General features: G+C 50.9%; 8 protein-coding genes. 6 read left to right on the forward strand and 2 right to left on the reverse strand.

The features are described 5' to 3' along the window. Positions 1-174: 174 nt before the first annotated feature. A complete protein-coding gene (locus tag ICL55_RS06480; protein ID WP_188095208.1) occupies positions 175-432 on the reverse strand; it encodes an acyl-CoA-binding protein in 258 nt (85 codons plus the stop codon). A 197-nt stretch (positions 433-629) separates the two neighbouring features. Here ICL55_RS06480 and lepA point away from each other — a divergent pair, with 197 nt between their 5' ends. Continuing rightward, positions 630-2,423, forward strand: a complete 1,794-nt coding sequence (lepA, locus tag ICL55_RS06485) for a translation elongation factor 4 (RefSeq protein WP_188095209.1) — start codon at positions 630-632, stop codon at positions 2,421-2,423. A gap of 146 nt (positions 2,424-2,569) precedes the next feature. Further along, positions 2,570-4,990, forward strand: coding sequence for an AsmA family protein (locus ICL55_RS06490; RefSeq protein WP_188095210.1), 2,421 nt, complete (start codon positions 2,570-2,572; stop codon positions 4,988-4,990). Here the strand turns inward: ICL55_RS06490 and ICL55_RS06495 are convergent. Then, positions 4,987-6,282, reverse strand: coding sequence for an O-acetylhomoserine aminocarboxypropyltransferase/cysteine synthase family protein (locus ICL55_RS06495; protein WP_188095211.1), 1,296 nt, complete (start codon positions 6,280-6,282; stop codon positions 4,987-4,989). The genes ICL55_RS06490 and ICL55_RS06495 overlap by 4 nt on opposite strands. 141 nt (positions 6,283-6,423) lie before the next feature. Between ICL55_RS06495 and ICL55_RS06500 the strand changes: the two genes are divergently transcribed. The 4 genes from ICL55_RS06500 to ICL55_RS06515 are packed head-to-tail and all read left to right on the forward strand — an operon-like array spanning position 6,424 to position 12,451. After that, complete coding sequence (locus ICL55_RS06500; protein WP_188095212.1) at positions 6,424-7,809, forward strand: 3' terminal RNA ribose 2'-O-methyltransferase Hen1; 1,386 nt, start codon at positions 6,424-6,426, stop codon at positions 7,807-7,809. Next, on the forward strand, positions 7,806-8,885 hold the full coding sequence (locus tag ICL55_RS06505) for a DNA polymerase beta superfamily protein (protein WP_246496159.1): 1,080 nt from the start codon (positions 7,806-7,808) through the stop codon (positions 8,883-8,885). The genes ICL55_RS06500 and ICL55_RS06505 overlap by 4 nt, the downstream gene beginning before the upstream one ends. Continuing rightward, positions 8,869-11,469, forward strand: a complete 2,601-nt coding sequence (locus ICL55_RS06510; RefSeq protein ID WP_188095213.1) for a polynucleotide kinase-phosphatase — start codon at positions 8,869-8,871, stop codon at positions 11,467-11,469. The genes ICL55_RS06505 and ICL55_RS06510 overlap by 17 nt, the downstream gene beginning before the upstream one ends. Before the next feature lie 31 nt (positions 11,470-11,500). Beyond that, positions 11,501-12,451: an NADP-dependent oxidoreductase gene (locus ICL55_RS06515; protein ID WP_188095214.1), complete on the forward strand. Its 951-nt coding sequence runs from the start codon at positions 11,501-11,503 to the stop codon at positions 12,449-12,451.

Consider the following 12,451-nt stretch of genomic DNA (forward strand, 5'->3'; position numbering starts at 1 on the left):
AATCCGGAAAACCCAGGGCTCACGCCCTGGGCTACGATGTTGTTCAAATTCTTTTTTGGATTGCTCTTTAAGTGATGCTTTAGTAGCTTACCCCCCAATAGCGGGGAGATGTACCTACTAAATAACCTGAACAACAACGTTCCCCAGGGCGTGAGCCCTGGGGACAAAATATGATCAGCCTTTCAGGCGGTGCACCAGATCGATGTATTCCTGCATGGCAGCCTCTTTGGATTTACCTTTCAGCGCAGCCCAGGCTTCGTGTTTGGCTTTAGCGACAAAGTCGAAGGGATTAGCCGGAGGGTCGGTGTCCACATCGCCGGTGGAACCTTGTTTGTAGAGGCTGTATAATTGCAATAATATCTCATTGGATGGTTTCTCAGAGAGCGTTTTGCTTTCAGCAGCAGCTTGCTCAAATTGTGCGGTCAGGTCCATATCATCAGGTTTTAGATCAAATAATACCCCGGAGGGGGATTTATATCTAATATATGAAAAATTGACAATCCGCATATAGCATGTTTATCAAAACATAATCGCCCGAAACCGCTGACTAATGAACTAATTTTAATACCTTTGCGGCCTGAAAAGGCTTAACGCGGCACTTTAGCCGCCACAGGCCAGTAAATCAACATATGAAGAATATTCGCAATTTTTGTATCATTGCCCATATTGACCACGGTAAGAGTACCCTGGCTGACCGATTATTGGAATTTACCAAAACGATCTCTGACCGAGACATGCAGGCGCAGGTGCTGGACGACATGGACCTGGAACGTGAGAAAGGTATCACCATCAAGAGCCACGCCATCCAAATGAACTACACCGCCAAAAACGGCGAAAAATATACGTTTAACCTGATCGATACCCCTGGCCACGTAGACTTTTCTTACGAAGTGTCCCGCGCACTGGCTGCCTGTGAAGGCGCCCTGCTGCTGGTAGATGCTGCCCAGGGTATCCAGGCACAAACGATCTCCAACCTGTATCTGGCCCTGGAAAACGACCTCGAAATCATCCCCGTGATCAACAAAATTGATATGCCGGGCGCGATGATCGAAGAGGTGAAAGACCAGATCATTGAACTGATCGGCGTAAAAGATGAAGACATCCTGCTGGCATCCGGTAAAACCGGTATCGGCATCGAAGAAATCCTCGAGGCTATCGTAACCCGTATCCCGGGGCCAACAGGCAGCCTGGACACACCTACACAGGCCCTGATCTTCGACAGCGTGTTCAACTCTTTCCGCGGTATCATCGCGTACTTCCGCGTGTACAACGGTTCCATCAAAAAAGGAGATAAAATCAAATTTGTCAATACCGGAGAAGAATATGAAGCCGATGAAGTGGGTATCCTCAAACTGGGCCTGGAGCCCCGTAAAGAGGTATTCGCCGGCGACGTAGGCTATATCATCACCGGTATCAAAAGCGCAAAAGAAGTGAAAGTGGGCGATACCATCACCCTGGCCAGCAGACCCTGTGAAGAAGGGATCAAAGGCTTCCAGGAGGTTAAACCCATGGTATTTGCCGGTATTTTCCCGGTGGTGACCGAAGACTTCGAAGAGCTGCGTGAATGTATGGACAAACTCCAGCTCAACGACGCCTCCCTGACTTACGAACTGGAAACATCCCAGGCGTTGGGCTTCGGCTTCCGTTGCGGCTTCCTGGGCATGCTTCACATGGAGATCATTCAGGAACGTCTCGAAAGAGAGTTCAACCAAACAGTGATCACCACCGTACCGAACGTAGGATTCATTGCCCATACCACCAGAGACGGTGTGGTGATCGTGAATAACCCAAGCGAAATGCCGGACCCTACAAAACTGGAGCGGATAGAAGAGCCTTTTATCCGTGCACAGATCATCACCAAACCGGAATACATCGGTAACATCATGACCCTCTGCCTCGGCAAACGTGGTATCCTGCTCAACCAGAGCTATCTCACCACTACCCGCGTGGAGCTGATGTTCGAATTACCGCTTACGGAGATCGTATTTGACTTCTACGATAAACTGAAGAGCCAGACCCGCGGGTATGCCTCTTTCGACTATACGCCGATAGGCTTCCGTGACAGCGATATCGTAAAAATGGATATCCTGCTCAACGGCGATAAAGTGGATGCCCTCAGTGCATTGATCCACCGTAGCAGAGCACAGGACTTCGGTCGTAAGCTCTGTGAGAAACTAAAAGACCTGCTGCCACGCCAGCAGTTCCTCATTGCCATTCAGGCTGCAGTGGGCGCCAAAATCCTGGCCCGTGAAAACATCAGCGCCATGCGTAAGGACGTTACCGCAAAATGTTATGGCGGTGATATCTCCCGTAAACGTAAACTGCTGGAGAAACAGAAAGAAGGTAAAAAACGTATGCGCCAGATCGGTAACGTGGAAGTGCCACAGGAAGCCTTCCTGGCCGTACTTAAGCTGGATGACTAAATTTGTAATTTTTAAAATTTATAAATTTTTAGATGATAACGGCGAAGGTTCTACGGAATCTTCGCCGTTATAATTTTCCATAAAAGCGAAAATTTTCGTAAACTGTTTACGTGTTCGAATGTTATACCCTTTAAAACATCCATTACATGCGTAAATGGCTCAAAGTTGTGTTGATTGCCGGAGGTAGCCTCATCGCCCTGATTATCCTGTTGTCCGTTGGACTGGCCCTGTACATTAAAGGCAATAAAGCCGCTTTCCTGAAACAGATTACGGACCAGCTCAATGACAATATCAACGGAAAGTTATCTGTGGAAGATATGGAACCATCCCTCTTCAGGAGTTTCCCCAATGTGTCCATTGCCCTGAAAAAAGTGCAGCTGCAGGACAGTCTGTGGCAGCAACACCATCATGCATTACTGGACCTGGACTATATTTTCGTACGGGTGAACACGTTATCACTGTTACGCAAGCACGTAGATGTGAAAGAAATCTCCCTTGAAAAAGGTAATATCTACCTGTATACCGACAGCAGCGGTTATACGAATACTTCAGCGCTCTCTACCGGCAGGTCTGCAAAGAAAAACGGTCCGTCTAAGGATGCCGATATCCGCAGCATTGTGTTTTCACAGATTACGTTTACCATCGACAACCAACAGAAATTCAAACTTTTTGAGCTGGATATTCAGGAGATGGATGGCAAACTAAAAAGTACCGATTCCGGGATGCACCTCGATATGCGCGCTAAAATACTGGCCCGGAATTTTTCATTCAACACCAACAAAGGCAGCTATCTTAAAGGCAAAACCCTGGGGCTCGACCTGTCGCTGTTTTTTAATAAGAAGACCAGACAACTGATCATACCGGAGCAGCAGATAAAGATCGACAAGACGCCGGTGCGGATTGCCGGTGTATTCGATTTTTCTGAGAAACCACCACCATTCAGGCTGAAGATCAACGCCGATCAGGTACTGTTACAGGAAGCGGCTTCGTGGCTGTCGCCCAATATATCCTCTAAACTATCAACGATCCACCTCACCGCGCCGCTGGATGCCGAGGCTAACTTACAGGGACATATGAAATTCCGGGACACGCCCCGTGTGGTCGTTACCTGGAAAACCACGAAAAACACCCTGGTGACCGCCGCCGGCGAATGGAGCAATTGTAGTTTCTCCGGCCGGTTCAATAATGAAGTGGTACCGGGCGCCGGCCATAACGACGAAAATTCTGCCGTGAATATTTTCGCCCTGAAAGCTTCCCTCGGCGAAGTGCCGCTGGAGGCAGATACGATCCGCGTGGTGAACCTTAAACAGCCCCTGCTGCGCGGGCATTTCCGATCGCAGTTTCCCCTGGCAAACCTCAATACTGCCGCCAGTGACGTGCCGTTACTTTTCAGTGAAGGTACCGCTGCGGCGGACCTGTATTATACCGGACCGGTGTTGAAAACTGATAATACGCCTTCTGCATTGGAAGGGACCGTGCAGATACAACGGGGAGGCTTCACCTATCTGCCGCGTGACCTGACCTTCCATGATTGCAGCGCCACGCTGCAATTCACCGGGCAGGACCTGCTCGTGCGCAATGTGCGCATACAATCCCGGAAAAGCGCACTTCAGATGGAAGGCACCATCCGCAATATGATGAACCTGTATTTCACAGCACCAGAGAAGATAGAGCTGGACTGGAAGATCAGAAGCGCATTGGTGGACCTCAATGAGTTCAGAAGCTTCCTGACCACCCGTAAAGGCAAGAAAGCCAGCCACAAGACAAAAGCCAAAACAGCAGGAAGGGTAGGCCAACAGCTGGACAAGGTACTGGCTTCCAGCAATGTGAAAATGGACGTGGCACTCGACAAGGTGGTGTTTGAACATTTCACGGCACAGAATGTGAAAGCACTCATCGCCATGACGGAATCAGACCTGTTGCTCAACAAGATCGCGTTCCAGCATGCAGGAGGCACGGCACAGGCGTCTGGCACGGTGCATCAGCAGGGCGTCTCCAATGTTTTTAAAGTGAACGCCAATATCACGAATGTGCATATAGGGCAACTGTTTTACGCATTCAACAACTTTGGGCTGGATGGCCTGCAATCGAAGAACCTGCAGGGAATCGTGTCCGCTAAGGCCGATATAAAAGGGAACGTATTGGATAATGGTACGCTGGCGAAGAACTCGCTGTACGGTACGGTGAACTTTAGCCTGCGGAATGGGGCATTGTTGAATTTCGGGCCGCTGGAAGACATCGGTACTTTTCTGTTCCGGCGCCGGAGACTGGACAGCATCACGTTTGAAAACCTCAGCAGCACTTTTCAGATACAGGGTAATAAGATCCTGATACCGCCTATGCGCATAGCTTCGAGCGCGGTGAACATAGACGTCAACGGCGTGTATGGCCTTGCCGGTGGCACCAATATCAATCTGGACGTGCCGCTGCGTAATCCGGCTAAAGACTCGGCCATTACAGATAAAGCCGAGAAACGGCGCAGAAGCAGAAAAGGGATTATCCTGCATCTCCACGCCGTTTCAGGAAGTGATGGGAAAGTAAAGATCAAACTGGGCAAAGGCGATTAAGCGCCAAATGCCAGTCTGATATCTTCTTTGATATCGTCAATATGTTCTACGCCCAGGGATATACGCAGCAGGCCCGGCTCCACGCCGGCAGCCCGTTGTTCCGTTTCGCTGAGTTGGGAGTGGGTGGTCGTAGCCGGATGAATGATCAGCGTTTTACTGTCGCCAACATTGGCCAGATGGTATATTAACTGTAACGACTGTACGAATTTATCAGCGGCCTCTTTACCACCTTTTATCTTGAAGCTCAGCACGCCACCGAAGCCGTTTTGCAGGTACTTCTGTGCCAACCCGTGATATTTGTTGCCAGGCAGTCCGGGGTAGTTGACATACTCCACCTGCGGCTGCTGCGCTAACCATTGTGCCAGTTGAAGGGCATTGTCGACCGTGCGTTGCACGCGCAGTGACAGGCTTTCCAGGCCCTGCAGGAACAGAAATGCGTTCTGCGGCGCCAGAGCTGGTCCCCAGCTACGTAAACCGGTTACACGGGCACGGATGATATAGGCAATATTACCAAACGGGCTGTGGGAGCCGAATACCTCCCAGAACTTCATGCCATGGTAAGCGTCGTCAGGCTCGCTGAATTGTTTGAATTTACCGTTACCCCAGTTGTAGTTGCCGCCATCCACAATGATACCGCCAATGCTGGTGCCATGGCCACCAATCCATTTGGTAGCCGCTTCCACGACTACGTTGGCGCCATGTTCCAGCGGACGGCACAGGTAACCGCCGGCGCCGAAGGTGTTGTCTACAATCAGCGGCAGATCGTGTTTGCGGGCAATGGCGCCCAGCTTTTCAAAGTCAGGAATAGCAAAGCCCGGGTTACCGATGGTCTCCACATAAATAGCTTTGGTATTTTCATCGATCTGTTTTTCGAAGCTCTCCGGATTGTCGAGGTCTGCGAAACGGGCTTCCACGCCTATTCTTTTGAAGCTTACCTTAAACTGGTTGTAGGTGCCGCCATAGAGATAAGAAGACGTCACGAAGTTATCACCCGGTAGCAGGATGTTGTGCAGTGCAATGAACTGGGCCGCCTGTCCGGATGCTACGGCAAGTGCGCCCACGCCGCCTTCCAGTGCCGCCACTCTCTTTTCAAATACGTCGGTAGTGGGGTTCATGATGCGGGTGTAGATGTTACCGAATTGCTTCAGCTCAAACAGGTCCGCCGCATGCTCCGCGCTGTCAAAGGTATAAGAGGTGGTCTGATAAATAGGCACCGCTGCTGATTTGGTGGTGGGGTCGGGGCTATACCCGGCATGTACCTGCAGGGTCTCAAAGTGTAACTTCCTGGACATAACTTGGGTGTTTTATATAAAGGTAGACAAATAAATTAGTCCACAAATATAGTAGACTAATTTAGATTTCCAAATGAATCCGTGGATATTAAATAAACAGTTATCTTCGGATGATCTTTGAAGATTGTTTTTAGTGAACCTATGTTATTAACGATTACAACTACCCGTTACCCCGCTACAGACCTTGGTTATCTGTTGCACAAACATCCGGCTAAGGTACAGACGTTTCCGCTGACTGCCGGTGATGTACACGTTTTTTATCCTGAAGCGACCGAAGAGAAATGTACAGCGGCTTTGCTGCTGGACCTCGATCCCGTGCGACTTACCCGTAAATCTCCCGGTGGCAATGACTTTGCGCTGGAGCTGTATGTCAACGACCGGCCCTATGTGGCATCTTCCTTTATGAGCGCCGCCATTTCACAGGCTTATTCGTCGGCTATGAATGGCCGGTGCAAAGACAAGCCCGAACTGGTGGATGTGGCCTTCCCGCTGGAGGTGACGTTATCGGTGCTGCCCGTGAATGGCGGAGAGCCGCTGTTACGCAGCTTGTTTGAGCCACTCGGCTATGAAGTCAACGTACAGTCTTTCCCGTTAGATACCCAATATGCCGAATGGGGACAAAGCCGTTACTACGAAGTAACCCTGAAAAACAACATCCCGCTATGGATGCTGTTATCCCAGTTGTATGTGCTGATACCGGTGTGTGACAACGATAAGCACTATTTCATCGGTAACCATGAGATCGAAAAACTGATGGAAAAAGGGCGCGACTGGCTGGAAAGCCATCCGGCAAAGGAGCTGATTGTACGCCGTTATATGAAACATCTCGGTCCGCTCACCCGCCAGGCGCTGGACCTGATCATGAAAGATGAGGCAATGCCGGAAGAGACGGAAGATACGCCGGTACCGGTTGAAAAGATACGCCTGCACGATCTGCGACTGCAAACGGTCCGCGACCTGTTGCTCGAGCAGCAGGTAACGTCTGTAGCGGACCTGGGCTGTGGCGAAGGAAAGCTACTGAAGCTGCTGGCAGAGAAATCTGCCTTTACCCGCATACTGGGCATGGACGTGAGTTACCGCTCACTGGAAATAGCCGGGGAAAAACTCAAACTGGACCGTATGCCCGAGAAACAACGGAAGCGACTGGAGTTGATACAAGGCTCCCTGCTGTATAAAGATAAACGGCTGTCCGGTTTTGACGCTGCCACACTGGTGGAAGTGATTGAGCACCTGGACCCGCCAAGGCTTGCAGCGTTAGAGAAAGTAGTATTTGAATACGCCCGCCCGGGCCTGGTGATTATCACAACGGTCAACGCGGAGTATAACATTAAATATGAATCCCTTACTGCCGGTACTTTCCGACACAACGACCATCGCTTTGAATGGACCCGGCCGGAATTTGAAGCGTGGGCCGCTGAAGTGGCCGCGCGCTTCGGTTATACCGTTACCTTTAAGCCTTTGGGTGAATGGGACGACGCCGTAGGCGCTCCCAGTCAACTGGCGCTGTTTACAATTGCTGACACATGATGACCTACGATACATTAAAACAACAAAGAGAATATCTGCTGCTGGAATGTATCAGCGGCAGTAAGGCCTATAACCTGCACGTACCAACGTCGGACACCGACCTGAAAGGCATTTTTATAGTGCCGCAGTCGGAGCTGTATGGGATGGGCTTTACCGATCAGGTGGCGAATGATAGCAATGACGAAGTATATTTTGAGATAAAACGTTTCCTCGAGCTGCTGGAGAAAAACAACCCTAATATTCTCGAGCTGCTGAATACGCGGGAAGAGAACTGTTTGTTCCGTCATCCTTTGATGGACCTGATCAAACCGGAAGATTTTCTCTCACGCCTCTGCATGGACACTTTTGCCGGATATGCTCAGGCCCAGATCAAAAAGGCGCGTGGCCTCAATAAAAAGATTAACCAGTCATTCCCGGAAACAAGAAAAGACATCCTCGAATTTTGTTACGTGGTGCAAGGTAGCCAGAGCGTACCGCTGAGACGGTGGCTGGAAGAGCGTCAGCTGCAACAGGAAGACTGTGGCATTTCCAGGATTGATCATTTCCGGGATGCGTATGCTTTGTTTCACCGGTATCAGTTTCCCCGCCCGGTAAGCCTGAAGGGGCTGTTCTCCGGTCCGCAGGCCAACGATGTGCAGTTAAGCGCCATTCCCAAAGGTGTAGAGCCCGTGGCGGTGATGCATTTTAACAAGGACGGCTATACGGTGTATTGTAAGGAGTTTGCCTCCTACTGGGAATGGGTGGAGCATCGCAACGAAGCGAGGTATCAGCATAACCAGCAGTTAGGAGCGGACTACGACAGCAAACACATGATGCATACCTTCCGGCTGCTGAGCATGGCGGAAGAGATAGCGTTGTACCGGGAGGTGAGGGTGTTTCGGGAAGATCGTGATTTTCTGTTGCGTATCCGCCATGGAGAATTCACCTATGAGGCACTGCTGCAGATGGCAGCGGAAAAATTAACCAATATACAGGAGTTGTATGCGCAGTCGAACCTGCCGGAACGCCCCGATCCGGCCCTGACGCAGCAACTGTTAATTAAGATCAGAGAAGAATTTTATGGCAAGAAGAAATAACCTGTCCCATATATCCATTCCGGAATTGTCATTGGTACTGCTGGTAGGGCCGTCAGGCGCCGGCAAGTCTACCTTTGCCCGGAAATATTTTAAATCCACCGAGATCATCTCTTCGGACGTGTGCCGTGGGTTGATCAGTGATGATGAAAACAATCAGGCGGTATCCTCCGATGCTTTTGAGCTGGCCCGTTTTATGGCGGCCAAACGCCTCAAACATGGACTGCTGACAGTGATAGACGCCACCAACGTACAATCCGAGAGCCGTAAAGACTGGATAAAGCTGGCCAGGGAGTATCACGCCTTGCCGGTAGCGATGGTACTGAACCTGCCGGAAGACGTATGCCGTAAGCGAAACCAGTCCCGCCCGGACCGTAATTTCGGGGGGCACGTCATCCCGCAACAGATCAGCCAGTTGAAACGCAACCTGCGTCATCTGAAGGAGGAAGGCTTCCGGCAGATATATGAATTACGCTCCGAAGAAGATGTGGCCATGCTGGAGACTATTACCCGTGCGCCGTTGTATAACAATAAGAAAGACGAACACGGACCTTTTGATATTATCGGTGACGTACACGGTTGTTATGATGAACTGTGTACACTGCTGGAACAGCTGGGCTACGGCATAGACCGTGACCATGCGGAGTTGGTCAGTGCCCCGCAGACTACTAACGAAGATGGCTATACGCGTATGCGTAAGCCCGTATTTGTGGGAGACCTGGTAGACAGAGGGCCCGCGTCTCCACAGGTATTGCGCCTGGTGATGAATATGGTCAACAACGGCTCCGCATTGTGTGTGCCGGGCAACCACGATGCCAAGCTGCTCAAATGGCTCAATGGCAAACAGGTGCAGCTGAAACACGGTCTGGAAAAGACGGTGGAACAGCTCGGCCATGAGACACCGGAGTTCCTGGAATCGGTGAAAACATTCCTCGACGGACTAATCAGTCACTATGTACTGGACGATGGCAAGCTGGTGGTGGCCCATGCCGGTTTGAAGGAAAGCATGCAGGGCCGTGGTTCCGGTGCAGTGAGGGAATTCTGTATGTATGGCGAAACGACCGGAGAAATCGACGAATTCGGTTTGCCGGTCCGCTACAACTGGGCGTTGGAATACAAAGGCAAGGCCATGGTGGTGTACGGGCATACGCCGGTGCCACAGGCACAATGGCTGAACCGTACAATAGATATCGATACCGGCTGCGTTTTCGGTGGCAGCCTTACCGCATTGCGTTATCCTGAAAAGGAACTGGTGTCCGTTCCGGCATTGCAGCAGTACGCTGTGCCTGCGCGGCCTATTGGTTACAACGCCGACAGCAGTTTGAGCGTGCAACAACAATATGATGGCGTGCTGGACATTGCGGACTTCATTGGCAAAAAAATTGTAGACACGCGTTATAGCCGCAATATCACTATCCGGGAAGAAAACAGCATCGCAGCCCTGGAGGTGATGAGCCGTTTTGCTATCAATCCTAAATGGATGATCTACCTGCCGCCGACCATGTCGCCGGTAGAAACATCTACCTTGCCCGGCCTGCTGGAGCACCCGGAAGGAGGGTTGCAATATTTCCGGGAGATGGGTATCGGGAAAGTGGTATGTGAAGAAAAACACATGGGCTCCCGCGCAGTGGTCGTGGTGTGCCGTAATGAAGCAGTAGCCCGCGATCGTTTTGGGGTAGACGGAGAAGGTATCGGCGTGGTATATACCCGTACCGGCCGTAGCTTCTTTGCAGACAAAGCGCTGGAGCAGGCGTTTCTTGCCCGTATCAATGCGGCGCTGGAAACGTCCGGTTTCTATAACGATTTCCAGACAGACTGGGTATGCCTGGACAGTGAGCTGATGCCCTGGAGCGCCAAAGCGCAGGCATTGCTGCAGCAACAGTATGCCGCAGTAGGCACTGCTGCCAGTCAGGCGCTGCCGGCGGTGACAGCCGCACTGGAACAGGCGGTCCGCAACAATGTACCCGCTCAGCTGTTATTGGAGAAGTACCAGCGCCGTCAGCAACAGGTAACGGATTATGTGGCTGCATATCGTCAGTATTGCTGGCCGGTCTATAAACTGGAAGATTATAAACTGGCGCCTTTTCATATCATGGCCACCGAAGGCAAAACGTATTTCGACAAAGACCATGAATGGCATATGACCAACATCCGCAAAATCTGTGAGGCGGACACGGAGCTGCTGATGGCCACTGCGTATCAGATAGTGAACATCGGAGATCCGGAGAGTGAACAGGCAGCTGTACAATGGTGGGAAAAGCTCACCGCTGCGGGAGGCGAAGGGATGGTGATGAAACCATATACTTTCCTGACCACAGACACGAGGGGAATCATACAGCCGGCAGTTAAAGTACGGGGCAAAAATTATCTTCGTATTATTTATGGGCCGGAATATGATGCGCCGGAGAACCTGGCGCGACTGCGTTCCAGAGGGCTGGGAGCCAAACGCTCACTGGCTTTGCGGGAGTTTGCGCTGGGACTGGAAGGACTGGAAAGATTTGTCGGTAAAGAGCCACTGCAAATGGTGCATCAGTGCGTTTTCGGTATCTTAGCGCTCGAAAGCGAACCGGTAGACCCCCGGTTGTAATGTGTTACTATTACATTAAACAAAGAAGCATATGAAAGCCATAGCCGTATCTGAATTTAAAGGTATCCCGACTTTGATGGATTTGCCCATACCCTCCGTCAGGCCCGGTACTGTACTCATTAAAGTACAGGCTGCCGGTATGAACCCGTTCGACTGGAAAATGACAGACGGGATTATGAATAATGGAAAAACACCGCATCAGTTCCCGCTGATCATGGGAGTAGACGGCGCCGGCGTGATAGCCGAGGTAGGAGAAGGGGTGACACGCTTTAAAAAAGGAGACCTGGTATATGGACAGTTCATTCATATGCCCATCGGTGAAGGCTCTTATGCTGAATATGCCATTGTTCCCGAGAAATCAGGGCTCACCATGGCGCCTATGAGGATACAACCGGAAGAAGCAGCCGCAGTGCCTACTTCAGGCATGACAGCCCTGCAGATGGTAGATAAACTCAGGTTGCAGAAAGGAGATGTGATACTGATCAATGGCGCTACCGGTGGCGTAGGGTCCTTTGCCACACAGATTGCCGCAGCCAAAGGTCTGAAGGTAATCGCCACGGTGGGTAATGATGAAGAAGCTAAACGCATGCATCAGCTGGGGGCGGCAGTGACCCTCAACTATAAAAAAGCGCCCCTGACAGATCAGGTGAAATCAAAGTTCCCGCAGGGTATCGATGGCTTACTCGATCTGGTGGGCAATAAAGAAAAATTTGAAGAGAACCTTGACCTGGTAAAAGAAGGCGGAGGCGCCCTTACCACACAGTTCGTAGCCGATGAAGAAGTACTGAAAGCGAAGAAACTGCATGGTGGCAACTTTGAAACAGAAGGAGGTCCGGCAGCGTTGGACCAGCTCTCCCGCCTGATAGATCAGGGACAGATCAAAGTACCGGTGGAAAACAAGATCAGACTTGAAGATGTGCCGGCCGCTATCGCTGCCAGCCGTGAGGGGAGAGCCATAGGTAAGACCGTGATTATCATGTAA

The organism is Chitinophaga varians (assembly GCF_014529945.1).
Lineage (GTDB): Bacteria > Bacteroidota > Bacteroidia > Chitinophagales > Chitinophagaceae > Chitinophaga > Chitinophaga varians.